We start from the raw sequence: 23,554 nt of genomic DNA, 5'->3' as shown, positions 1-23,554 counted from the left end.
ACGTCTCTACATCTTCAATTATGCAACGCTTTTTTATGTAGTCATAATATATAATTTTTATGCAAACCGAGCCAAAACCAGGAACACTTTATATTGTTGGTACACCTATTGGTAATTTAGAAGATATCACTTTTCGGGCGGTGCGAATTTTGCAAACTGTGGATGTGATTGCGGCTGAGGATACACGTCACACGGGAAAATTACTGCAACATTTTCAGGTCAAAACGCCCCAATTGAGTTACCATGAGCATAATCAGAATAGTCGTATCCCAGAATTGTTGGCAGAGTTGAAAAATGGGAAAGCGATCGCTCTGGTTAGTGATGCGGGAATGCCGGGAATTTCTGACCCTGGATATGAGTTGGTGAAGGCTTGTGTTGAAGAGGGGATAGGGGTTGTACCGATTCCTGGTGCAAGTGCGGCAATAACGGCTTTGAGTGCGGCTGGACTACCAACGAACAAGTTTATTTTTGAGGGTTTTTTACCTGCCAAGGGTCAACAACGGCGAGAATGTTTGGAGTTGTTGCAAGCTGAACTTAGGACGTTGATTTTTTATGAATCTCCCCACAGGTTGAGGGATACCTTAGCAGATTTGGGGACAGTTTTGGGGAGCGATCGCTCTATTGTCATAGCACGAGAGCTAACTAAATTATACGAAGAATTTTGGCGGGGGTCAATTACCCAAGCGATCGCCCACTACAAGGAAAGGGAACCCCAAGGGGAATATACTTTGGTGGTGGCAGGGAGTCCAGCTACTACACCTCAATTAACAGAAGCAGAACTCAAAGCCGAATTAGTAGAGATGATAAAACAGGGTGTATCGCGATCGCAAGCAAGTCGGCAATTAGCAAAGGATACTTCTATTTCTCGTCGTCAATTATATCAGTTAGCCCTTTCTATTGATTTGAGTTCTGAGTTTTCTATAGAATAGCCTCAAAAATTCCCTGATTAGATTTGTGTGAAGAAAATGCTAAAATTCTCAGTGATAAATTTAGGATATTTGTTATGCCAGTTGTAACTAACCCAATCAAGTTTGGAACAGATGGCTGGCGCGGTGTGATTGGTGAAGAATTTACCTTTGAACGCCTAGCTTTAGTCGCAACTGTAGCCGCCCAAGTATTAGATAAAACTTATTTTCCTACAGTCGGTAGCCGTACCATTATTGTTGGTTACGATCGCCGGTTCATGGCTGAAGAATTTGCCCAGGTTGTGGCTGATGCGGTGACTGCTGTGGGTTTTGATGTGTTATTTAGCGAAAGCTTTGCGCCAACTCCGGCTTTTAGTTGGGCTGCAAAAGAACTTAATGCTTTAGGGGCTTTGGTAATTACAGCCAGTCACAATCCCGGCGCGTATTTAGGATTAAAGGTTAAAGGTGCTTTTGGCGGTTCAGTTCCACCAGAGGTAACAAAGGAAATAGAAGCAATGTTAGGGGTAGAAGTACCACCGGCGGCTATTCCTGGTAAACAAGAGGAGTTTGATCCTTGGCCAAGTTATTGTCAAGCTTTAGAAGGTAAAGTTGATATTGAGAAAATTAGACAGGCGATCGCTACCGATCAGTTAACAGTATTTGTTGATGCCATGCACGGGGCATCCGCTGGGGGATTGGCCAGACTATTGGGTGAAAAAGTTAAAGAAATTAATAGCGATCGCGATCCGCTTTTTGGTGGTGGTGCGCCCGAACCGTTGCCAAAATACCTTTCTAAGTTATTTGCAGTGATGAACATTCATCGAGAAACTTATAATTCGGGTTTAACGGTGGGTTTAGTCTTCGATGGAGATTGCGATCGCATAGCCGCAGTAGATAAAGATGTTAATTTCCTCAGTTCCCAAATTTTAATCCCGATTTTAATCGATCACCTCACCCGCAGACGCAACTTCACCGGCGAAATTGTCAAAACAGTTAGCGGTTCTGATTTAATTCCCCGTGTGGCGAATTTACTAAATTTGCCTGTATTTGAAACTGCCGTAGGTTATAAATACATTGCCGATAGAATGTTAGTCACTGAGGTATTATTGGGTGGTGAAGAATCTGGTGGAATTGGTTACGGTAGTCATATTCCCGAACGAGATGCTTTATTATCTGCATTGTATGTGTTAGAAGCAGTGGTGGAATCAGGCTTAGATTTGGGTGAATATTATCGCCAATTGCAACAGCAAACCAATTTCTCCTCAGCTTACGATCGCATAGATTTACCCTTAGCCAGCATGGAAGTGAGAGGTAAGTTATTACAACAATTAGAAAGTCAACCTTTAACAGAAATTGCCGGTTTAGCTGTGATTGATTGCAAAACTATTGATGGTTACAAATTCCGTCTAGCTGATCAAAGTTGGTTAATGATTCGTTTTAGTGGAACTGAACCAGTTTTACGTCTTTATTGCGAAGCACCCACATTAGAACAAGTCCATGAAACCCTAGCTTGGGCAAAAAATTGGGCTGAATCTAATTAATTGGTGATTGGTGATTGGTGATTGGTGATTGGTAATTGGTAATTGGTGATTGGTGATTGGTGATTGGTGATTGGTGATTGGTGATTGGTGATTGGTGATTGGTAATTGGTAATTGGTAATTGGATCATCTTCAAATCCGTGTCATCTGTGTAATCCGTTAAATCCGTGATCGTAATTGGTGATCAAATCCCAGACTTCATCCTGTTCATCCTTAAATCCTGGAAATCCTGATTCAGACAATTTTTCTATGAATAAAATACTCGTTGTAGCCACAGGAAACCCCGGTAAACTGCGGGAAATGCAAGCTTATTTAGCTGATTCTGGTTGGGAATTAATTCTTAAACCGGAAGATTTAGATGTAGAAGAAACTGGTGAAACCTTTGCTGAAAATGCTTGTTTAAAAGCCTCTGAAGTAGCCAAAGCGACAGGAAAATGGGCGATCGCTGATGATTCTGGTTTAGCTGTAGATGCCTTAAATGGTGCGCCTGGGGTTTATTCTGCCCGCTACGGCAACACTGACACAGAACGTATTACTAGGTTATTAAAAGAATTAGGTAATACAGAAAATCGTCAAGCCCAGTTTTTATGTGCAGTTGCAGTTGCAAATCCTCAAGGTGAAATAGTTTTTCAATCTGAAGGTATTTGTCGCGGTGAAATTCTCTATGCACCCAGTGGTACAGGTGGTTTTGGTTATGATCCGATTTTTTATGTTTCAGAAAAAAAACTGACTTTTGCCCAAATGTCACCGGATTTGAAGAAGTCAATTAGTCATCGTGGTAATGCTTTAAAGAATGTTCTTGTATTCCTGAGTTCATAGACTTAACATCGTTAATCATTTGATGCTAATCCCTACCCATGTAGAGACGTTCCATGGAACGTCTTTACTCCTAGTACAACACGGCATAAATAAACCAACCATTTTAAATTCCTAAAAAGCCTATACTGCCTTTCTTTTGACTTTCGCCTTCCGGTATTAGCTTATTCCTCAATTAACCAACCTCGCTGTATCCCATACTCAATTCCACCAGTCCAGTCCATTGTTAAATGCTTCCGTACCTTATTAAATAAATGTTGAACTACATTTGGATTAATTGGATTTTTAACATAAGTTTCTTCATACCTAAATTCTCGATCCGTGTTTTTCTGCTGACGTAACACGTAAATTTGATCAACCTTGTATTTCCGAAGATTGACATCACTTGTTAACTTTATCCATTCCATTAATACAATATATAAACTATTTGGATTTCTTGCTTTTAAATCTTCTGCGGCTCGTGATGAACCTTCCAACATAGTTTTATCAAGATAGGTTTTACATTCAATGACAATGACTGGAATATCAAAAATATGAGTTTCTATGTTCCCTGTAACTGTAATATCTGAATAGTTGTCTGGTTCTTCTTTAAGAAGTGTAAGCATTTCACCTGAATTTTCTTCTTCTGGTGGCGTAACTGCTTCAAATGACACTTCAATAGTTGCACCAATTACAAAATCATGGTCTTTCTTTTCAATACGTGCATAGGGACGTTTCAGCATTTCCGCATATTTCGGAGGAACAAAGAAAATATCTTTGAAAGTATGGGATTTCCCAATGAGAGTATTTTTTCCAAAATCTTTTGCTAAATCTCGAAATAAATAATAAAGAAATTCTTCCAATACACTAGAGTGAAGATTTGAGCGAGAGTCAAACTTCTCAGCATAATGTTGTTGATCTAAAAAATCTTTATATTTTGATAAAAGTTCTACTCTTTTAGAAATAATCGCATCATCATTTTCTGTAGGTATTGATGTTGGACCGACTAATTCAATATTTGCTAAATGCCATTTATCATACTCAATTCTAATTTCTTGGAGAAATTTTCTGCTTTCAATATCTCTGTATTTTTTGCGATGATTTTCCTTTTGTTCGAGATTTGAACCATGAACTAAGGGGTTTCTATCAGTTGTGGACATAGTTTTAATTTTTCTTGAAGATGAATAGCAATTGCTTTAGCTAGAATCGGTGGTACAGCATTACCTATCTGATTGTACTGGCAAAGGAACTTTTCATTTAATCTATTTTCCCTTTGTAATAACTTATGAGATACAACAGTTTTCTTTCCTAAAAAACGATAAGAATCAGGGAAAGATTGGACACGCGCACCCTCACGAGCGGTCAAATTACGATGCTGAAAAGGATGGATAAAATTTGCATAGAAAGAAGCTGCTATCGTGTGTGATGGTCTGCATGGATGTAAACGCCTATTATTCTGATCATAAGTTTTATGAGATAATTCACCATTTCCACTACGGCGTTTAGCACCGTATTCTGTGGTAACATCTGAACTAGATTCACCCCATTTAATTTGTTTAAAACGTTCTACCAATCGCTGAGAATGTTCCATTGCTACATGATTGTAAAGAATTTTACTACCTTTTCTAATCCAGTGCTGATATTGATTTTGAGATTCTAATATATAGGGTTGTTCTTCTTTACCTTCTCTCGCATTAAGTGGTGGTAAATCTGATATTGCATCCCATAAGCTAACAGAAGGAATTAAATTTACTTCATCGAGGGATAATTGCCATATATTATTTTTTAATAAATCTAGGGAATGCGTTTTTTGAGGACTTCCTAATTTTTTGCCTAGTTTATTTCCAACAATAAAAACACGCTCTCTAATTTGTGGTACACCATATTCAGAAGAATTAAGTAACCATACTTCTATAAAATATCCAAGTTCTTCAAAAGTTTTCTTAATAATATCTATTACCTTTATTCCTTCACTATTTTTGCGTGAAAGTAAACCCTTTACGTTCTCCATAATAAATGCTTTAGGTTCAAGAAAACTTATCCACTGGGCAAAATTAATGAACAAACTATTTCTAGGATCATTTGGGTCTTTTTGGGCTGGACCAGCAATACTAAAACCTTGACATGGAGGTCCACCAATAATAATATCTGGTTTGGAGAGACATATTTTTTTAACACTACTTAAAGTATGAAAATCACGAATATCACTTTGAATCACGGTCATTTCAGGGTGGTTATAACGGAGCGTATCACAAGCCCAAGCATCAATTTCAATAGACAGGGGAATATCAAAACCTGCCATTGCAAAACCTAAACCAAAGCCGCCTGCACCAGCAAATAAATCAATAGCAACAGATTTGTCTATTTTCATAAACGTTTGATGTATCTAGCACTGAAATTATAAAGTAATGGGGAATTTGTTAAATTAATAAAGCCTTGTCAGATTATCATAATATTAAAGAAAGAACTCAAGGATTAATGTATCTTTACTAAAGATATTATTTTTTTGACAGTAAATGAGTGCCTTATCGTAGGAATCGCTCTTAGTTCATAGTAAAATAAATGCGATCGCCTTATCATGAGTAATAATATAGTCTAGTATGTTAATTTTGTGTGTTTGGGCGCGATTTCCTCGGAAATTATTGATGTTACTGTAGTTTACATCAAAAGCCCACCTACTTAAACTTATCTAAATTCTGCGTGAGTTGGAGAATTTTTCACCATAAAATATGATTGAGGAAATATCTTAATAATTTTATCCCCTGTGGTTCTTGATAATCTGTAGGTAATAAAGCCACTAATTCTTGCTGTAATTTTGCTAAAGCTACGTCTATTTCCTGTCGTTTGGGTCTGGTGGTGGAAGGAAAATATAAAGGTTCACCAATCTTAATAGTTAACTCCTTTCTCAAAAACAAATCATAAGTTCCAATTAAAACAATGGGTACAATTGGTACTCCAGAACGCAAAGCGTAAATTACAGTCCCTCGTTTTAGAGGATGTATTTTCCCTTCTGTAGTCCCTAATTTTCCTTCAGGAAAGAGGATTAAACTATCTCCACGGGTTAAAATTGCCTGTACAATTCGGTCTATTTGACGTAATGTTTGAATATCTCCACCAGGATGTACTGTTTTTTCGATGGCTGTAGCTAATTCTTGGAGGTCTTTTTGTCCTGCTTGAGCCGCAGCAATCACCGCGCTTTCTTCTTTCCAAATCCGTTCTAAGGGAATTACACCACCTGCAAAGTTTAAAATCAGGCGTTTCCACCATTTATTATAAAGAGTACGAGCATCACCGAGAATGTAGTAATATGGTTGAGTAGGTAATTCTGCTAATAAGAGTAAAGGGTCGATATGGTGGAGATGGTTAATAGCTAAGATAGCAGGTTGTTGAGGTATTTTTTCTCTATTTTGTAACTTTACTTTAAATAAAGCATGAATGAGCGATCGCACTACACAACGTCTGATATGAGAATCAACTCTCGGTTCTGAATGTTGCTGATCAATGCTGGAAAGCTGATGGAGTACAGTTTCTATGGTTTGACGCACAGAGCGATCGCTTGCTGCTGCTAAACCTTCCTTTACCCGTTTGATAGCTGCATCATTTAATATTAAGTCTACATTTCCCTGAGAGGCTACTTGATCAATTTGGACTTGAGGAGAAGAATCGCTGGAAAAATTATTCATAACCAGTTCAAATTTCTCAAAAATAAAAACTCAACTTGATTGTGTCAGATCCCAAAAATGCTCTCAATTACTAATCATTAACCGCATTTTCCTCCTATTTCCATCTGTATACTATCCAACTAATCTGCCAATACCGTACAATATACCTTTATAGGCTAGTAGCTTGCTGAAACAAAAACGTAAAAATTAACTTTACAATTGTCCCACATTTAATTTCCACCGGATCAGCAATCAAGAAGCTGATCAAAATTGGTTTTTATCATCTTGAGATTTTAATGGCTTATGATTTACCAAAGCGATTGTATAGCGTCTCATCAAGAAGGCACATTTAAAAGTTTTGATAATTTAAACTTGTATTACCAAAGTTGGCATCCCCACGGTGACACAAAAGCTATATTAGCAGTGGTGCATGGACTTGGAGGACATAGCGGACTTTACACCAATGTAGTTGAGCATTTACTACCTAAACAATACGCTGTTTACGGTTTAGACTTGCGTGGACATGGACGTTCTCCAGGTCAACGAGGTTATATTAATACCTGGTCTGAATTTCGCAATGATGTCCAAGTCTTCCTCAAGTTTATTCAACAACAACAACCAAAAAGTCCAATTTTTATTTTAGGTCACAGTATGGGTGGTTTAATCGTTTTAGATTACGCTCTGCGCTACCCTGAAGAGGCTTCTTTACTTAAAGGTGTAATTGTTTTAGCACCAAGCATCGGTAAAGTTGGGGTATCACCTAGCCGTATACTTTTAGGTAAAATACTTTCTAGAGTTCATCCGCGTTTCACCCTCAATACTGGACTTGATGCAACTGCTGGTTCAAGGGATGAAAAAGTTGTAGCTACTTACAGTCAAGATATTTTACGTCATACCCTAGCCACAGCCCGTTTATCTACAGAATTTTTTGCTACAGTTTCCTGGATTCACACTCATGCCGACAAATGGCAACTACCTCTGTTAATTTTACATGGTGGTGCTGATAGTGTAGCATTACCCGCAGGAAGTGAACTTTTTTATCAGCGAGTCACTTACCCAGATAAATTACGCATTGAATATCCAGGAGCTTATCACGATTTGCAATGTGATATCAATTATTGTGAAGTGATGACTGACTTAAACAATTGGATGGATCAACATTTATTTTCTGAAATAGAAACCCTTTCACAAAAACAGGTGATTAGTTCTAGTAATCATCATTGAAGAAGGAGTCAGGAGTCAGTAGCCAGGAGTCAGAATAAATTAGTGGGGGATTCATACTCACCACTTTCTGATTGACCACAAAATCTATGATTTGGTGGGGTCTTAAACCCAATTATACATCCGCCAGCCGTACATAATAGACACCTCCAAAAATTAAACATACGTTTCCTAGATCCCTTGTAGAGACGTTCTATGGGTAGGGATTCTCGGCTCTACATTCTTTTCTGGAGATGTCTAATTCATTCTGATTTCTAATTTCTAATTTCTAATTTCTAATTTCTAATTTCTGACTCCTGACTCCTGACTCCTGACTCCTGTATTCTTTTTGAGAATATCATATCTAAAAAATTGTTTGTAGGGTGGGCAATGCCCACCAAAATCCAACTATTACCTGTATTTCAAAAATTCAAAAGGTTTTTATGACCAAAAAAGAAAAATATGCTTTGAAAATTTTTATACAGAAATTTAGGTAATAACTGGTTTAATCTATGAAGAGAAGTTAAACAAGCCTAGTAAATATGAGGTAATTTAGTCAACTTACCTGAATTTTCTACCACAGGTTAGAAGTATTTAGGAGTTAAAAAAATCAATAGATTTTAGGGCTAATTTCTTCTAGGTGTGATGGCTGATAAAAAATTATGACATGGTGGTTATTTGTAGACAAACTCCAAAGCGTAGGCAAAGCACTAACTATAGCTATGTTTACGGCTTTAACTGGGATTATAAGTGTTTCGTGTACGAATAATCAGGACGTATTGGTGACAGAAGTGGGGGTTAGTCCTCCAAATCGACGTTTAGCTAGTAATTCCAAGGCTGGAGAGTTTTATATTCAAGGAAAAACCCAACATTTAAAAGGGAACTCCCAAGGTGCGATCGCTGCCTATAATAGAGCCATTAGTCTTGATTCTAGATATGCTCCGGCTTTCAAGGGTAGGGGACTGGCATATTTTGATCTAGGTAACAGAGAAGCAGCGATCGCTGATTATAATGAGGCTTTACGTCTCAATCCTAATGATGCAGAAACCTACAATAATCGGGGCAATGCCCGCGCATCGTTGAAGGATTACAGAGCAGCGATCGCTGATTATAATGTAGCAGTTCGTCTAGCCCCTAACTATGCCGAGGCTTACAATAATCGTGGTAATGCCCGCGCTAACGAAGGAAATAAAGATGCAGCCCTAGAGGATTATACCCAAGCTATTCGCCTTAATTCTCGTTATTCTATTGCTTATAACAACCGTGGCAATACTTACGCTGCTAAGGGAGAACCAAGGAAAGCGATCGCTGATTATAATGAAGCAATTCGTCTCAATTCCAACTTTGCAGCCGCTTACAACAATCGCGGTAACGCCCGTGCTGCCACAGGAGATAAGCGGGGAGCTTTACAAGACCTACAGCGAGCAGCGTCTATTTTTGACAGAGAAGGTAATAGAGGTTTATATCAACAGGTGATGAAAAATATCCAGGAATTGAGGTAAGGGGTAAGTTAAATATTTTTTATCTCACGCAGAGACAAGCCATTGCGTTGGGCGGGTTTCCCGACTTGTAGCAACTGGCGCGCAGAGGCGCGGAGGAGGAGTGAAGAATATGAAACCTTATGGGATAAGGGATTCAGGATTAACAAATGACTTCTTGCTGTAATATTCAGTTTGAGGATAAACGCTAATAATGCTATCACTAACTACAAAAAATGTTCCCTCTTGCTCATGTTTAGAAAACTGTAAATGAGGATATTTAGCAGCTAATTCATTAGCAGTCATTTTCCGCGCTGTCATTTGCTGAGGTAATAAACCTGTACAACCAATATAAAATACCAAGGGAGAAATTTTTTGCTGATAAATCTGATTTACATATTCCTCTAATTTTATCTTTGCTGCTGTCATCTCCTCAATTATTTCTTCTTTATTTACTATTTTACCAGCTTGTTGAGCTTGTAAAAATAACACCAAATTTTCAGCCCCAACTTTAGACAAAATTTCTTTGATTCTACCATTTTCATTAATTCCTAAAAAATCATCAAAAATCGGTTTCATCAATTCGTCAACTTTGGTAATCTTCATCCTTGAAGAAATTTCCTTTTGTCGAAAAGCTATATTTGGCTGAAATGCTATTTCAAAACTGGGATTAATAAAAATTTCCCCAGTTTCTTTGTCATAAGCTTCGTATCTCCTCGCCAAAAATTGGTTAGCAGAATATAATTTACCCAAATTGAGAATATCTTGACTACCAATGTCGATTTTATAACTGATATGAGCATCAATTTGATCAGGATATTCTTGAGTTGTCGGAAAATTAAGATAGAGCTTTTTCGATAAATAATGTTCTCTTAATTCCTCCACCTGATTACCAACAAATACATCTGATTCATGACGTAAAAGAGCAGATAGAATGCTCGTGACAACTTTTATCTCTGCTAATTGACTAAATAAACCATCAATGCTACCAAAATTAAAATTTACAGGAACTAATGGTAAATTATCTAACTCAATTGTGTATTCGGAATTGAAATCAAATCTATCAGCACTAATTACACCTTTAGCTTGCAATAAATCAAATACTTTCTTGTTGCTGATTTTGATATTTAAAGCTGAAACATGAACTTTCCCATCTTTGACAATGGTATAATTATTAAAATTATCCAAATTATTAGCCAGCAAACCTGCAACCTCAATCATTGGTGTATTATCTTCAGCTTTCACCAACTTAACTTTCCGCTTCACCAACATATTAATAGTAGCGGTATTACGATTTATAGCAAATACACCCATCTGCACAAAATCACCAGCATAGATATCTTCTGTTTCTAACCAAGGAGTAATTAAATTCCCATTTATATCTCTGACACCTCTCACCCGTTTAATGCCAGTTCTCTGGTAATCTTCTTTTAATTTATGTAAATTCAAAATGATATTTTGACGATATTCCGATAAAATCTGAATAAGTTCTAACAGGGAAATTTTGTGATTTACTTGTGACATAGCAAACCTCTTTCATTGTAAATTGATGGTTGCAATTGAGTAGTTACAAAACTTCTGATGAAATTTTTATCTCTTGTAGGGTGTGGTTCGGCAAGCTCACCAACCACGTCAGACCCGATAATTCAGCATCTAACAGATTTTCTCTATCTGACGCACCGCACTAATATGGGATTCCAAAAGCCTGAAACTAGGCAATTTTGTTCATACATATCATCCGCATTTTGTACAGTGCGTAACTCTTAATTAATTGTCCCTTACTAATCTTATAGTACATCAATACTATAAAAATGTCAAGTTGCCACCCAGGAATAAGGTAAAACCATCATATTTGTTTATATTTACCTTACAATCAAAAAATAACTCTCTCTCGACGACTCTTTTCACCGCCTCTGAAATATACGCTAAAATACTGACAGTAACTAGCTTTTTTAAATTTTAATTTTAAATTCCTAACTATTTATGACTATGCACAATGCTGTTGAATTTCAAGACGCTTATGATGTAATTGTAGTTGGTGCAGGTCACTCCGGTTGCGAAGCTGCACTTGCTACTGCTCGTCTCGGTTGTCGGACTCTGCTCTTAACCCTTAACCTAGATAAAATCGCTTGGCAACCCTGTAACCCAGCCGTAGGTGGACCCGCTAAATCCCAATTAACCCATGAAGTCGATGCTTTAGGAGGGGAAATTGGCAAAATGGCAGACCGCACATACCTACAAAAACGTGTCCTCAACTCTTCACGGGGTCCTGCTGTGTGGGCATTACGAGCGCAAACTGATAAAAGAGAATATGCCGCAGTTTTGAAAGCCATTGTCGAGAATCAAGAAAACTTGACAATTCGGGAAAGCATGGTTACAGACTTGATTTTGGGGGCTAATGATCAAGTTATTGGCGTAGAAACTTATTTTGGTGTCGCTTTTCAATGTCAAGCCGTAATTTTAACCACTGGCACCTTTTTAGGTGGTAAGATTTGGGTAGGCAATAAATCAATGGCCGCTGGTAGGGCTGGAGAGTTTGCCGCAGAAGGGTTGACACAAACTTTAAATCGGTTGGGATTTGAAACAGGTAGATTGAAAACCGGCACACCCGCACGGGTAGATAGGCGGTCAGTAGACTACAGTAAAATGGAAATTCAACCAGGAGATGAAGAAGTTCGCTGGTTTAGTTTCGACCCCCAAGTGTGGGTAGAACGGGAACAAATGCCTTGCTACATGACCCGTACCACAGCCGCAACCCATCGTTTAATTCAAGAAAATTTACACCTTTCCCCCGTTTATGGTGGTTGGGTAGAAGCTAAGGGTCCAAGATATTGTCCTAGTATTGAAGATAAGATTGTGCGCTTTGCTGATAAAGAAAGCCACCAAATTTTTATTGAACCAGAAGGACGAGATATTCCTGAATTATATATCCAAGGCTTTTCGACTGGGTTGCCAGAAAATCTCCAATTGCTGATGTTGCAGAGTCTTCCGGGTCTGGAAAATTGTGTAATGTTGCGTCCAGCTTATGCGGTAGAATATGACTATTTACCTGCAACTCAATGTTACCCGACTTTGATGACCAAGAAAGTAGAGGGGTTATTTTGTGCGGGACAAATTAATGGAACAACAGGTTATGAAGAAGCCGCAGCCCAAGGTTTAGTAGCGGGAATTAATGCAGCGCGATTTGTCCGGGGTGAGGAAATGATTGTTTTCCCCCGTGAGCAAAGTTATATTGGGACTTTGGTTGATGACTTGTGTACGAAGGATTTACGAGAACCTTACCGGATGCTTACTAGCAGGTCTGAGTATCGGTTGCTGCTACGTTCTGACAATGCTGACCAACGCTTGACACCTTTGGGACGGGAAGTGGGTTTGATTGATGATAGACGGTGGAATTTGTTTACCAGTAAGCAAGAACAAATTACGGCAGAGAAAGAACGATTGTATTGTACCAGAATTAAAGAATTAGATGAAATTGGCAGAGCGATCGCTCTTGAAAGTCAACAAACCATCAGAGGTTCAATTACCCTCGCTGACCTACTCCGACGACCAGGATTCCATTATCTCGACTTAGCAAAATACGGACTCCATAACCCCACCCTCAACCAAGCAGAACAAGAAGGTGCAGAAATTGACATTAAATATTCTGGCTACCTCGCTAGACAACAACACCAAATCGACCAAACAGCCAAGCAAGCAAACCGTCAATTATCTGCTGATTTAGACTACACAGCCATAGATACCCTTTCTAAAGAAGCCAGAGAAAAGCTGACCAAGGTCAAACCCCTAACAATTGGTCAAGCTGCACGCATTGGTGGAGTTAATCCTGCTGATATTAACGCCTTATTAATTTTTTTAGAAATGCCTAAAACCCATAACCAACGGCAGTTATCACCATTATCTGTCACCAAACTTGATCAAGAGTGAGTATAGTATAAAGCAACAGACTGGTATGATCTACAACTATAATTTAATTTGATCAATTCCAGGCATTAGGGGTGTTGTTTCCCCATATTAGCAGCCACAACCCAAAAGATCATGACATCTCAAGCTAGTACCTATCTCATTATTTCCGAACCACCAGATGATATCAACACCAACGAGCCTTGGTCGATAGAAACTTACGCTGAAGGCTTGATGGATGAATTGTTTACTGATATTGACAACATTCTAGATACTGGAGAGAAGTTTTCTGTTCACCCTCCAAAAACAGTGACGGTAACTATACCAGACGTGTTTTCAGAACCGACATCACAGCAACCAAACCAGGGGACTGTATCACTTAAACACAAACCAAGTAGTACCCTTGTAGTCAGCAATCCTACCGTGACTGCAATTAGTACCAAAAACCCACAAAAAAGTAGTGGTCTGGGTAAACTACTAATTTTGGGACTGACGTTAAGCTTGGGTATGGTTGCTATACTTTACTTTAATGAATCTGGTCAGTTCACTACTTTAAATTTGCCCACAACCCAACCCCAACCACCTATTCCCATCAAGCCAGATGCTCATGCTGACTTGGTAAACTATATGTTGGAAGCGCTAACAGTCATCGACCAACAAGAGGTAACGAATAATCAAATATCTGGTAAAGCTGGATTCCCCAATGTTAATCTTAACCAAACAACAGCTTTAGCTCTCCCTAACACTCAAGCAATGGGATATTTACCCCCATCTCCTTATGGACTACCAGTTCCAACTCGTCCTAATGTTGTTGAACGGATTTATATCCCTGTTTATCAAAATGCACCAACTGTAGGTGACGGTCAACCACAAGTCCCGGTAATTCCGACTCCTCCTAATGTTGGGCAAATACCAGAAAAACCTGCAACTGCGGCTATCCCAACTATACCCAATCCCCAGCAACTAGGAATAGTCCCACCAAAACTACCCACTGCTACAGCACCCGTATCCAAAACTAACCCAGAACAGGCTTATTCCCCTGCTGTTTTGGCTGAATTGGAGGGATTGCTAGAATTAGGTCAAAAATCTGCGGCTTTGTTTAAAATCAACGGTGTAACTCGCCGCATTAATATAGGAGAAAATATTGGTTCTACTGGCTGGACTTTGGTAGAAGTGGTGAATGGTGAAGCTTTAATTCGTCGCAATGGTGAAGTGCGTTCTATTTACGCTGGACAAAAACTATAATTGGTTCATTTGCGATCGCTTTTAATACTGGGGTTTTGATAACTCATAGCGATCGCTCAATTCTATCTCTAAATAACTACACCTTTCTCCTACCCAAGGAAGCATTAAAAGTTTTCTTGATTTATTTTAAAACTGGGGCGCTAGGATTCGAACCTAGGGATGGCGGGACCAAAACCCACTGCCTTACCACTTGGCTACGCCCCATCAATTCAGACTCCATACAATATAACAGTGTATTTGTAATTGTGTCAAGTAGGTTTTGATGGTTTTTTTAGGAAAAATACATTTACTGCCTAGATATATAGTAATTTATGCTACTTTGCCCAGAATGGACAAAAAAAAGGGAGTAAATTCAATTTCCCCCTTTCTGTTGTTTTGGTTGTTATTCTCTTTTTTGGACTCTTTGAGTTGTTGGAGTAGCATCTGTCTTTGCTTTTTCAGTTGGCGTTTTCTGGCTGAACCACCACGACCTTTATCGTTTCTCCCTTCCCGACGGGGAGATTCCCATCTTTTTAAGCGCATAATGTTTATGGTTTTAGATTTTCACATCTAATCCCCATCATACACTATCAATTGGAAATTAGCTACTATTTTTCAATATATCCGCCAGCATAAGTAATGACACACATATTTCTGTAGGATTTGTGACTTCCGAAGGCTACACCTGTAACTTTAAAAGCCGGGTTAAAAATGTTGGTGCGATGACCCCGCGATGGTACTCCATCATCAATAATTAATTGCATGACGATTTCTTGTCCTGTGTTTATACCATAGCTGATATTTTCTGCTGCGGTTTTTTGCCATTTTCCATAGCGATTAATCCGAATAAAAGGAGTGCTACCATCACTACCATCATGACCTAATAAGCCTTTATTTCCCTGGTCTTTGACGTGATCTCTTGCACCTAATGACATTCCTTTGGAGGGAACTAACGCACCTACTGGACGCACTGTTTTGAGAAATGCGATCGCTTCGTCAACTGGTTTTACTCCTTCTTGGGTAATTAAATAAGTATTATTAGAAATTTTGACTCGATTACCTTGAAACCGTCGGCGATAATTTTCTAAAATCGGAAGATATGATTTAGGATTTGTTCGGACTTTGTTAGTTTCAAAAACCACTGCTTGTTCCAATGGAGAAAGATAACTTTTTCCTTGCGCTAATAAAGTCGGGGTATTATTTGGGGCTACATCAGGTTTGATCTGTTGATTGGGCAATAACTGATAGTAAAAACCAATTGTTAACGCCATAGGTAGCAATACTCGAAATCCTAAATTAAACATTTAACTTACTCCTAATTGGTGTATAATTAATAAAATATTAGTTTTATTTTGTAGGGTGGGCAATGCCCACCAAAACTCCCCTACTCACGCTCTAGTATACCAGCAACATCTGATAATCTAACAGGGCCAGAAACAGTTTTGCTGTTGATCAAGAAAGCTGGTGTACCTGCTAAACCTAGCTGTTCAGCGAGTTGTATGTCTTTTTGAATGGCGGTATCAGCCAAAGAGCGATCGCGATTAAATTTAGTTAAATTCAATTTCAATTTTTTGGCAATATCTAAATACAAAGTTTCACCCAGTTGTTTTTGATTAGTAAATAGGGCATCATGATAAGGCCAAAATTTACCTTGTTGATGGGCTGCCCATGCCGCCTTAGCTGCTGGTAAAGCTTGTTGATGAATTTGACTTAAAGGAAAATGTTTATAAACCAATGTTAACTGATTTGGATACTTTTCTAATAAGTCTTTTAAAGTTTTTTGAGCTTGAGCGCAGAAAGGACATTCAAAATCAGAAAACTCTATCAACACAGTTTTTAATTGTTTTGCACCCGTAGTAGGAGATTCTCCAATTACTGCTTGAGTATTAGTCTTAAAATCCTGTAAAAATGTCTGTCTGCTTTCCTGTACTTTTTGTTGTTGAGACTGCTGATATTTTTGAACCGATTCAATAATTACTTGTGGATGATTGCGAATAATTTCTAATACTTGTTGCTCAAGTTGGGAATTGATGGAAGTATCAGCTTGGGCTGGTATTGACCAGCTAAGACTCAAACAGAATAAGCCCAAGGCTATCCAGATACGCAGTTTTGGCAGAATATTGAACATCATATACATTCAGGAAAAATTAACAATATCTTCAGTATTGCTTAAAAGTGCGCTATATTAGAAATCACAAAAATTTATATTCCTACTTTCCCAAACCTTTTTGGTACAACCAGGGATTTAAATTTAATATGAGATAATTATTTACAAACAAAGGGCATATAAATACATTCAGTTACCTTAACCCACTTTCATAACCAGTAATTTATCTCTAACCCATAGCCCAAACTTTATTCCTAACCTACTGCTGACAAGACTTATCTCTGTTTTTTCTCTACAACAGCACATCCAAATAACACTAGGCATCTATAGAGATAAATCTATGGAAACCATTCAAGTATATCTATTTATATTTTTTGTCTTTTGTACCCATTTTTATAAAAAACAATTATAAAATAGCTTTTTGTAATATCAATTAAGATTGTTTCAGCAAATTATGAACTTTCTAGCGTAAAAAATCAATTTATCTCTTTTTTAAACCTTATTACTTCGTTTTACAAAAACAACCCCCCTTTTCTTTCCAGCCAAGTTGGACAATAATGGCACTCACAGACCTAAACAAATTGCTAAAGCCGGATACAGCTTAAAGCGAATGTTTGAGCCGCAACTTTGATAAACAACAAATAAGAGGCAAAATAAAGTGAAACTAGCAGTTTACGGAAAAGGTGGAATCGGCAAATCGACAACTAGCTGCAACATCTCTGTCGCTTTAGCCAAACGGGGTAAAAAAGTTCTACAAATTGGCTGCGACCCCAAACACGACAGCACTTTTACACTAACTGGATTTTTGATACCCACTATTATCGACACCTTGCAAGAAAAAGATTATCACTACGAAGATGTCTGGCCAGAAGACGTAATCTACAAAGGCTATGGAGGAGTTGATTGTGTAGAAGCTGGTGGACCTCCTGCTGGTGCTGGTTGTGGAGGATATGTTGTTGGTGAAACAGTAAAATTATTGAAAGAACTAAATGCCTTTGACGAATATGATGTAATTTTATTTGATGTACTTGGTGACGTTGTTTGTGGTGGTTTTGCAGCCCCTCTTAACTATGCAGACTACTGTTTAATTGTTACAGACAACGGTTTTGATGCTTTATTCGCTGCTAACCGCATTGCCGCTTCAGTTCGTGAAAAAGCCCGCACACACCCCTTGCGTCTAGCTGGATTAATTGGTAATCGCACCTCCAAGCGCGACTTAATCGAAAAATATATAGAAGCAGTACCAATGCCAGTTTTAGAGGTATTGCCTTTAATAGAAGATATCCGTGTTTCCCGCGTCAAAGGCAAGACTCTGTTTGAAATGGCAGAATCAGATCCTTCTCTGGAGTACGTTTGCGACTATTACCTCAGTATCGCCGATCAAATTTTATCACGTCCAGAAGGCGTAGTTCCCAATGATGCTCCTGACCGTGAACTTTTCTCTTTACTATCAGATTTTTATCTAAATCCGAGTAAACCACAGGTCATTAAGGCAGAAGAGGAATTAGACTTAATGATGGTATAAAACATTATTATCTCTCAGGATGGAAATATGGCATTCTTTACCAGTTTTACGGACTCATTAAGACAAAAGTGGTTACAATTCTTTCAAGTAAATCGTGACTGGATCACCATCCAAATGGCTGTAGAGTCGGTTTACACCCCTGACGGCGGTAAACGACCACCTTCTTACCTCATCCTGGGAGTAGTAAATGCACTAGAACCGAAACTAGCGCAGTTAATGTCTCCTTTCGCTAAACTGAATCCTGATGCGGATACTCTGATTGAAGTGCTGGATTTGAATTTTGACCCAGATATTGCTCTCGGTAATCGTTTGAGTATGACAGCGCTGGGAGAATACACAAGTGAGTCTGATGTTGTAACTGACAGTAACCCTAAAAATCAGTCTTCAACCAATGGTTTTGGAGAACAGGGTGTGACTCAAAACGATGATCATATCAATGGTTTTGGGAATTTAGATGATCAAGCTGATGACTTGAACCCACCGGATGAGATTGCCTTTAGTGATGTGTTATCTGATGTTTGGAGTGATGAAACATTGTTGTTAGATGGGCAAGAGAATAACGATTTATTGTCAGAAGAACTATCATCTGGTGTGTTTGATGAATCGGAAATGGCTCGTCTTTTTCCCAATAACTAAATAATAGGAGTTAGGGGTTATTTTTAGCCCTGGCGATTATAAATCGCGGCTACACAAACAAAGTCTGCCTCCGCAGACTAAGAAGGTGCTTGAGATCCTTGGATTATCTAGTTTTTACCTATGTAGACGCGGTTTCTAACCGCCATTTCTAATCGCTTTTTAACTCCTATTTTTACCTACTTTGTTTGTTTTAAATATTAAAGGGAGAACAATTAAAATGACTGTTGCTCAACAGCCTGAAGCTTTAAATTTTGAATGTGAAACTGGCAATTATCACACTTTTTGTCCAATTAGTTGTGTGGCTTGGTTATATCAAAAAATTGAAGATAGTTTCTTTTTGGTAATTGGGACTAAAACTTGCGGTTATTTTCTGCAAAATGCCATGGGGGTGATGATTTTTGCTGAACCCCGTTATGCTATGGCTGAGTTGGAAGAGGGGGATATTTCAGCCCAGTTGAATGATTATGAAGAATTGAAACGATTATGTGAGCAAATTAAGCGCGATCGCAATCCTAGTGTAATTGTCTGGATTGGTACTTGTACCACGGAAATTATTAAAACCGATTTAGAAGGTTTAGCACCCAAGTTAGAAGCAGATTTGGGTATTCCCATTGTTGTCGCTCGTGCTAACGGACTAGACTACGCATTTACCCAAGGAGAGGACACTGTGTTAGCTGCTATGGCTCATCGTTGTCCTGAAAAGTCCCCAGTATCGGAAACTGAAAAAGGCGAGCGTAACGCCATTCAGAAGCTGATGAATTTCGGCAGGAAAAAAGAAGATATCGCCCAAGATGAATCTGAGTATGTAGATCATCCACCTTTGGTTTTATTTGGTTCTTTACCTGACCCAGTTGTCACCCAATTAACCTTAGAATTGAAGAAACAAGGGATTAAAGTTTCTGGTTGGCTACCTGCAAAACGCTTTACAGAATTACCTGTTTTAGAAGAAGGGTATTATGTCGCTGGTGTCAATCCTTTCCTCAGTCGCACCGCTACAACCTTAATGCGTCGCCGCAAGTGTAAACTAATTGGCGCACCTTTCCCCATTGGTCCCGACGGAACTCGCGCTTGGATTGAAAAAATCTGTTCTGTGTTTGGAATTACACCCAAGGGTTTAGATGAACGGGAAGCGCAGATATGGGCTGGTGTGGAAGATTATGTGAAATTGATTCGTGGTAAGTCTGTGTTTTTGATGGGTGATAACCTGTTGGAAATTTCCATGGCGCGGTTTTTGATTCGTTGTGGAATGACTGTTCAGGAAATCGGTATTCCTTACATGGACAAGCGTTATCAAGCTGCTGAGTTGGCTTTGTTAGAAAAGACTTGTCAAGAAATGGGTTCACCTCTACCAACAATTATGGAGAAGCCTGATAATTACAATCAACTTCAACGGATTTATGAGTTGAAACCTGATTTGGTAATTACTGGTATGGCTCATGCTAACCCACTGGAAGCACGAGGTATTAATACTAAGTGGTCTGTAGAGTTTACCTTTGCTCAAATTCACGGTTTTGGTAATACCCGTGACATTTTGGAGTTGGTAACTCGTCCTTTAAGAAGGAATAATAATTTGAAGGATTTGGGTTGGGATAAGTTGGTGAGAGAAGAAGCGAAGATTTAGGTTTTTTTCGGCAATTTTAGGACGGACTTTTTAGTTCGTCCTTTTTTTGTTTATGAAATAACGTTCGCGTAGCGTGTCGAAGACATACCGCAGAGGCGCAGAGGACACAGAGGAAGAGAATATTTTAGAATATGATGATTACAAAAAATATATTATCAGGTGATGGAATGCCGGAAGTTTGCCGTTTTTTAGGAATTATTATTACCATGTATTATAATGATCATCCTCCACCACATTTTCACGTCCGTTATAATCAACAAAAGGCAATTATTAATATAGAAACATTATCAATTTTAGAAGGTAAACTTAGTCCTAGAGTTTTAGGTTTAGTAATTGAATGGGCAGCACTACACAAATCAGAACTTCTCAAAAACTGGAATTTGGCTAGACAAAATAATTCTTTAGAGAAAATCGAACCATTAGAGTAAATTATGCTGCAAGATATTATAGAAGTCATTCCTCAAAATAACTATCAAATTTATCTAAAATTTGAAGATGGAAAAGAAGGTATTGTTGATGTTAGTCAACTAATTGAATTTACTGGAGTTTTTCAACCTTTACAAGATTTAGCATTTTTTAAAACTGTTAAAGTTAACCCTGAATGGGGAACAATCTATTGGGATAATGGAGCAGATTTAGATCCTGATGTGCTTTATTCTGTAATTACTGGTGAATCTATTTCTACTTATCATGGAAATCAATATGTCAAAATTTCCCATTAAGTTAGAATTTATCACAACTAAATCAGCTTTATTAAAACCTAAAAAGCCTTTTCCAGTAACTAAGTTAGATGATGTTGCAGGTGTATTTAGAGAATTTATAAGTTGCTACAATCGCTAATTGTATAAGATTATAAATTGTACTATATCAAAATATAAATTGAAAATCATGAAGCTAAATCTCAATTACAAAAAAATGCCATTCTTGCCATATTGTCAACGTAAAGATTTACCTACAAAACCTGGTATTTATTATGTAGGTAATAGTGATTCCCCGGTCAGGTATATAGGGCTTTCTCATAATTTAAGAAATCGTCACCTGAATCATCATCGTCAGTCAGAATTTGAAGAAATCGAAAATGCTGTTATACGTTATCGAGTCGTCACTGAAGATTTATTAAATAGAATTTCCAACCTTACAGAAAATCTCAGGAGACTAGAAAGGCAAGCTATTAATTATTATCAGCCAGAACTCAATAGAAAAGCTGTCCCTCCTCAGCCTAAATTATCACTTGGAGGAGTTTATATTCAAACTCATCAAGTCGCAACAGCAGGATATTGTCCACATTTTAATGTTGAAGATGGAGAAGAATTAGCAATTAATACAAGTGTAAGTAAAATACATTTGATAGACAGGGCTATTAAAGCACAGCGTCCCATTTTTCTAATAGCATCTGGAAATTATGAAGATTATGAAAGAGAAAATTATGATAATTTATCTGAGTTGGTTATATTCAAAAATGAAAAAATTTATATTATTATAAGTTGTTTTATTCCTTACGGTTGTGAAATTGATCACAGTTATGAACGAAACTATATAGTATATGGAGGCAATTCTAAAATATTTCTTGAACCTTACGTTATTCTTAATAATCAACCAGGATTTAAGGAATTTAAAAGAAGTTATTTAACAGTAGGTTTTACTAACTGTGAAAAATCTCCATTTGCTCAAATTTTGTTAAATTTAGGAGGTTTCCAATTAATTTAGATTATTTAATACATTAAATGGTTGGAATAGAGAAGGAAATAACTAATGTTTTTTAACGTTTGCTTCGTCCTTTTTTTGTTTTCTCACGCAGAGACGCGGAGAGAGATGTTATAATTGGTAAGTTATCCTTTTAATTTAGTGGATAGAGTTATATGAATCATCAACTATATGAACAAGATTTTAATCTTTGGCGAGAAACTCTCATTACACAAATCAAAGAAAAACATTTTAATGATATTGATTGGGAACATTTACTATTAGAACTGGATGATATGGGTAAATCGGAAAAACGGTCTTTCTTGAGTAATTTAACAATTTTAATTGCTCACTTACTCAAGTTAACTGTTCAATCTGATGCTCCTGAAATGATGAAAGGAATTTGGTACAGTTCTATTACTGAACATCGGTTTAGAATTAAAAAAGATTTACAAGAAAATCCTTCTTTTAAAAATTATCTTCATGAAGTAATTTTTATAGCTTATGCTGATGCTAGAAAACTGGCAATTAAAGAAAGCAAAAATGCTAAGTTGGGAGTCAGAAAACCAGATGAATCAGAATATCCTCTTGATTTTCCTTTTACTTTAGAACAGTTACTAGATGAAGATTTTTATGGAGATATATTATAATTTTAATAGTTTAAATTATTGAGAAAAATTTAAATTTATGGAAGTTACAAAATTATATCCTCAAGGACAGATAATTCTTCCTGAATCTTTACGGGAAGCTTATCATTGGAATGTTGATCAGGAATTTGTGATTATTGATATGGGTGATGGGATTTTGTTAAAGCCTAAGAATCCTTTTCCAGAAACTAAATTAGATGATGTTGCAGGTTGTTTAAAATATTATGGTGAACCTGCAACGCTGGAAGATATGGAAGATGCTATTCGTCAAGGTGTTGAGAAAATACAGTTTTAACCAGGTAATTCTAAAGGTTGAGAAGGAATAATAAACATTAATTCTGCACCTTCTGGTTTTTGTTCTGTAGATGGTTTTAATTGCAACCATTCATGAAAACTAATTCCTAATTGAGATATTGCTTGTATTTCTGTTTGGTAAGATTCAAATCTGTTGTTAGTTTCAATCATTAATTCCATGACTGCAAATACTTGGGGAAGTCGTTGATATGCTTCTTTTTCAAATCTACCTGTTAATGGTGTAGGATTTCCTCCAAACAAACCCCAGCTTATCTCATTACGATCTACAATAGATGATGGTAAGGAAGACAACCATTCATTATTGTTTTGTGCTA

The 23,554-nt window shown here is 37.6% G+C and carries 23 protein-coding genes, 1 tRNA gene and 1 pseudogene; 15 read left to right on the top strand and 10 right to left on the bottom strand.

Features of this window, described 5'->3' with window-relative positions:
• Positions 1-59 precede the first annotated feature (59 nt).
• Positions 60-929, top strand: coding sequence for a 16S rRNA (cytidine(1402)-2'-O)-methyltransferase (gene rsmI / locus VB711_RS21770; RefSeq protein WP_323288393.1), 870 nt, complete (start codon positions 60-62; stop codon positions 927-929).
• A 74-nt stretch (positions 930-1,003) separates the two neighbouring features.
• Positions 1,004-2,446, top strand: coding sequence for a phosphoglucomutase/phosphomannomutase family protein (locus VB711_RS21765; protein ID WP_323288392.1), 1,443 nt, complete (start codon positions 1,004-1,006; stop codon positions 2,444-2,446).
• On the opposite strand, the gene VB711_RS21760 is transcribed toward VB711_RS21765, so the two are convergent.
• On the bottom strand, positions 2,443-2,574 hold the full coding sequence (locus tag VB711_RS21760; protein WP_323288391.1) for a hypothetical protein: 132 nt from the start codon (positions 2,572-2,574) through the stop codon (positions 2,443-2,445). The genes VB711_RS21765 and VB711_RS21760 overlap by 4 nt on opposite strands.
• Before the next feature lie 119 nt (positions 2,575-2,693).
• On the opposite strand from VB711_RS21760, the gene rdgB reads away from it, so the two are divergent.
• The gene (gene rdgB, locus VB711_RS21755; RefSeq protein ID WP_323288390.1) at positions 2,694-3,263 is read left to right on the top strand and encodes an RdgB/HAM1 family non-canonical purine NTP pyrophosphatase; all 570 of its coding nucleotides are present in this window, start codon (positions 2,694-2,696) and stop codon (positions 3,261-3,263) included.
• Between the two features lie 161 nt (positions 3,264-3,424).
• Here the strand turns inward: rdgB and VB711_RS21750 are convergent, their stop codons facing one another.
• From VB711_RS21750 to VB711_RS21740, 3 genes are all read right to left on the bottom strand, one after another.
• Positions 3,425-4,399, bottom strand: a complete 975-nt coding sequence (locus VB711_RS21750) for a Bpu10I family restriction endonuclease (protein WP_323288389.1) — start codon at positions 4,397-4,399, stop codon at positions 3,425-3,427.
• Complete coding sequence (locus VB711_RS21745) at positions 4,372-5,610, bottom strand: DNA cytosine methyltransferase (protein ID WP_323288388.1); 1,239 nt, start codon at positions 5,608-5,610, stop codon at positions 4,372-4,374. Before VB711_RS21745 ends, VB711_RS21750 begins: the two co-directional genes overlap by 28 nt.
• A gap of 346 nt (positions 5,611-5,956) precedes the next feature.
• Positions 5,957-6,922, bottom strand: coding sequence for a 1-acyl-sn-glycerol-3-phosphate acyltransferase (locus VB711_RS21740; protein ID WP_323288387.1), 966 nt, complete (start codon positions 6,920-6,922; stop codon positions 5,957-5,959).
• Between the two features lie 282 nt (positions 6,923-7,204).
• Between VB711_RS21740 and VB711_RS21735 the strand changes: the two genes are divergently transcribed.
• Entirely contained in the window at positions 7,205-8,125 is a 921-nt protein-coding gene (locus VB711_RS21735) for an alpha/beta hydrolase (protein WP_323288386.1), read from the top strand.
• 638 nt (positions 8,126-8,763) lie between these two features.
• The gene (locus tag VB711_RS21730) at positions 8,764-9,603 is read left to right on the top strand and encodes a tetratricopeptide repeat protein (protein ID WP_323288385.1); all 840 of its coding nucleotides are present in this window, start codon (positions 8,764-8,766) and stop codon (positions 9,601-9,603) included.
• Positions 9,604-9,720: 117 nt separating this feature from the next.
• Here the strand turns inward: VB711_RS21730 and VB711_RS21725 are convergent, their stop codons facing one another.
• Positions 9,721-11,103 (bottom strand): hypothetical protein, encoded by a 1,383-nt coding sequence (locus VB711_RS21725; protein WP_323288384.1) that lies wholly within the window; start codon positions 11,101-11,103, stop codon positions 9,721-9,723.
• A 459-nt stretch (positions 11,104-11,562) separates the two neighbouring features.
• Here VB711_RS21725 and mnmG point away from each other — a divergent pair, with 459 nt between their 5' ends.
• Together mnmG and VB711_RS21715 are read left to right on the top strand one after the other, a co-directional pair.
• Complete coding sequence (gene mnmG / locus VB711_RS21720; protein WP_323288382.1) at positions 11,563-13,506, top strand: tRNA uridine-5-carboxymethylaminomethyl(34) synthesis enzyme MnmG; 1,944 nt, start codon at positions 11,563-11,565, stop codon at positions 13,504-13,506.
• A 111-nt stretch (positions 13,507-13,617) separates the two neighbouring features.
• On the top strand, positions 13,618-14,727 hold the full coding sequence (locus tag VB711_RS21715) for a hypothetical protein (protein ID WP_323288381.1): 1,110 nt from the start codon (positions 13,618-13,620) through the stop codon (positions 14,725-14,727).
• 132 nt (positions 14,728-14,859) lie between these two features.
• Here VB711_RS21715 and VB711_RS21710 read toward each other — a convergent pair.
• The 4 genes from VB711_RS21710 to VB711_RS21695 form a co-directional block, all read right to left on the bottom strand.
• A tRNA-Gln gene (locus VB711_RS21710) sits at positions 14,860-14,931 on the bottom strand.
• Positions 14,932-15,036: 105 nt separating this feature from the next.
• Positions 15,037-15,249, bottom strand: a complete 213-nt coding sequence (locus tag VB711_RS21705) for a hypothetical protein (protein ID WP_323288380.1) — start codon at positions 15,247-15,249, stop codon at positions 15,037-15,039.
• A 65-nt stretch (positions 15,250-15,314) separates the two neighbouring features.
• Positions 15,315-16,010, bottom strand: coding sequence for a CAP domain-containing protein (locus tag VB711_RS21700; protein WP_323288379.1), 696 nt, complete (start codon positions 16,008-16,010; stop codon positions 15,315-15,317).
• A gap of 80 nt (positions 16,011-16,090) precedes the next feature.
• Positions 16,091-16,834, bottom strand: coding sequence for a DsbA family protein (locus VB711_RS21695; protein WP_323288405.1), 744 nt, complete (start codon positions 16,832-16,834; stop codon positions 16,091-16,093).
• Positions 16,835-17,471: 637 nt separating this feature from the next.
• Here VB711_RS21695 and bchL point away from each other — a divergent pair.
• The 8 genes from bchL (at position 17,472) to VB711_RS21655 (ending at position 23,220) form a co-directional block, all read left to right on the top strand.
• Complete coding sequence (gene bchL / locus VB711_RS21690) at positions 17,472-18,338, top strand: ferredoxin:protochlorophyllide reductase (ATP-dependent) iron-sulfur ATP-binding protein (RefSeq protein ID WP_323288378.1); 867 nt, start codon at positions 17,472-17,474, stop codon at positions 18,336-18,338.
• A gap of 27 nt (positions 18,339-18,365) precedes the next feature.
• Complete coding sequence (locus tag VB711_RS21685) at positions 18,366-18,974, top strand: DUF5331 domain-containing protein (RefSeq protein WP_323288377.1); 609 nt, start codon at positions 18,366-18,368, stop codon at positions 18,972-18,974.
• A gap of 217 nt (positions 18,975-19,191) precedes the next feature.
• Positions 19,192-20,595, top strand: a complete 1,404-nt coding sequence (locus tag VB711_RS21680; protein WP_323288375.1) for a ferredoxin:protochlorophyllide reductase (ATP-dependent) subunit N — start codon at positions 19,192-19,194, stop codon at positions 20,593-20,595.
• 131 nt (positions 20,596-20,726) lie between these two features.
• On the top strand, positions 20,727-21,023 hold the full coding sequence (locus tag VB711_RS21675; protein ID WP_323288374.1) for a DUF4160 domain-containing protein: 297 nt from the start codon (positions 20,727-20,729) through the stop codon (positions 21,021-21,023).
• A 3-nt stretch (positions 21,024-21,026) separates the two neighbouring features.
• A complete protein-coding gene (locus tag VB711_RS21670) occupies positions 21,027-21,317 on the top strand; it encodes a DUF2442 domain-containing protein (protein ID WP_323288373.1) in 291 nt (96 codons plus the stop codon).
• Between the two features lie 166 nt (positions 21,318-21,483).
• Positions 21,484-22,302: a hypothetical protein gene (locus VB711_RS21665; protein ID WP_323288371.1), complete on the top strand. Its 819-nt coding sequence runs from the start codon at positions 21,484-21,486 to the stop codon at positions 22,300-22,302.
• Positions 22,303-22,454: 152 nt separating this feature from the next.
• Entirely contained in the window at positions 22,455-22,928 is a 474-nt protein-coding gene (locus VB711_RS21660) for a DUF29 domain-containing protein (protein WP_323288370.1), read from the top strand.
• A 37-nt stretch (positions 22,929-22,965) separates the two neighbouring features.
• Positions 22,966-23,220 carry an AbrB/MazE/SpoVT family DNA-binding domain-containing protein gene (locus VB711_RS21655; RefSeq protein ID WP_323288369.1) on the top strand — a complete coding sequence of 85 codons (255 nt, stop codon included), beginning with the start codon at positions 22,966-22,968 and terminating at the stop codon, positions 23,218-23,220.
• Here VB711_RS21655 and VB711_RS21650 read toward each other — a convergent pair.
• A pseudogene (locus VB711_RS21650) lies at positions 23,217-23,554 on the bottom strand (hypothetical protein); the annotation flags it as partial. The gene VB711_RS21655 and the pseudogene VB711_RS21650 overlap by 4 nt on opposite strands.

Source organism: Cronbergia sp. UHCC 0137, from assembly GCF_034932285.1.
In the GTDB taxonomy this organism is placed as follows: Bacteria; Cyanobacteriota; Cyanobacteriia; order Cyanobacteriales; family Nostocaceae; genus Cronbergia.
The sequence above is the reverse complement of the archived record's forward strand: the minus strand, read 5'-3'. Positions and strand labels throughout refer to the sequence as shown.

What these genes read in the sequence shown, in the direction of transcription:
- rsmI (WP_323288393.1), top strand. Translation starts at nt 60, where the DNA reads ATGCAAACCGAGCCAAAACCAGGAACACTTTATATTGTTGGTACACCT.
- VB711_RS21765 (WP_323288392.1), top strand. Translation starts at nt 1,004, where the DNA reads ATGCCAGTTGTAACTAACCCAATCAAGTTTGGAACAGATGGCTGGCGC.
- VB711_RS21760 (WP_323288391.1), bottom strand. Translation starts at nt 2,574, where the DNA reads ATGATCCAATTACCAATTACCAATTACCAATCACCAATCACCAATCAC.
- rdgB (WP_323288390.1), top strand. Translation starts at nt 2,694, where the DNA reads ATGAATAAAATACTCGTTGTAGCCACAGGAAACCCCGGTAAACTGCGG.
- VB711_RS21750 (WP_323288389.1), bottom strand. Translation starts at nt 4,399, where the DNA reads ATGTCCACAACTGATAGAAACCCCTTAGTTCATGGTTCAAATCTCGAA.
- VB711_RS21745 (WP_323288388.1), bottom strand. Translation starts at nt 5,610, where the DNA reads ATGAAAATAGACAAATCTGTTGCTATTGATTTATTTGCTGGTGCAGGC.
- VB711_RS21740 (WP_323288387.1), bottom strand. Translation starts at nt 6,922, where the DNA reads ATGAATAATTTTTCCAGCGATTCTTCTCCTCAAGTCCAAATTGATCAA.
- VB711_RS21735 (WP_323288386.1), top strand. Translation starts at nt 7,205, where the DNA reads ATGATTTACCAAAGCGATTGTATAGCGTCTCATCAAGAAGGCACATTT.
- VB711_RS21730 (WP_323288385.1), top strand. Translation starts at nt 8,764, where the DNA reads ATGACATGGTGGTTATTTGTAGACAAACTCCAAAGCGTAGGCAAAGCA.
- VB711_RS21725 (WP_323288384.1), bottom strand. Translation starts at nt 11,103, where the DNA reads ATGTCACAAGTAAATCACAAAATTTCCCTGTTAGAACTTATTCAGATT.
- mnmG (WP_323288382.1), top strand. Translation starts at nt 11,563, where the DNA reads ATGACTATGCACAATGCTGTTGAATTTCAAGACGCTTATGATGTAATT.
- VB711_RS21715 (WP_323288381.1), top strand. Translation starts at nt 13,618, where the DNA reads ATGACATCTCAAGCTAGTACCTATCTCATTATTTCCGAACCACCAGAT.
- VB711_RS21705 (WP_323288380.1), bottom strand. Translation starts at nt 15,249, where the DNA reads ATGCGCTTAAAAAGATGGGAATCTCCCCGTCGGGAAGGGAGAAACGAT.
- VB711_RS21700 (WP_323288379.1), bottom strand. Translation starts at nt 16,010, where the DNA reads ATGTTTAATTTAGGATTTCGAGTATTGCTACCTATGGCGTTAACAATT.
- VB711_RS21695 (WP_323288405.1), bottom strand. Translation starts at nt 16,834, where the DNA reads ATGTTCAATATTCTGCCAAAACTGCGTATCTGGATAGCCTTGGGCTTA.
- VB711_RS21685 (WP_323288377.1), top strand. Translation starts at nt 18,366, where the DNA reads ATGGCATTCTTTACCAGTTTTACGGACTCATTAAGACAAAAGTGGTTA.
- VB711_RS21680 (WP_323288375.1), top strand. Translation starts at nt 19,192, where the DNA reads ATGACTGTTGCTCAACAGCCTGAAGCTTTAAATTTTGAATGTGAAACT.
- VB711_RS21675 (WP_323288374.1), top strand. Translation starts at nt 20,727, where the DNA reads ATGATGATTACAAAAAATATATTATCAGGTGATGGAATGCCGGAAGTT.
- VB711_RS21670 (WP_323288373.1), top strand. Translation starts at nt 21,027, where the DNA reads ATGCTGCAAGATATTATAGAAGTCATTCCTCAAAATAACTATCAAATT.
- VB711_RS21665 (WP_323288371.1), top strand. Translation starts at nt 21,484, where the DNA reads ATGAAGCTAAATCTCAATTACAAAAAAATGCCATTCTTGCCATATTGT.
- VB711_RS21660 (WP_323288370.1), top strand. Translation starts at nt 22,455, where the DNA reads ATGAATCATCAACTATATGAACAAGATTTTAATCTTTGGCGAGAAACT.
- VB711_RS21655 (WP_323288369.1), top strand. Translation starts at nt 22,966, where the DNA reads ATGGAAGTTACAAAATTATATCCTCAAGGACAGATAATTCTTCCTGAA.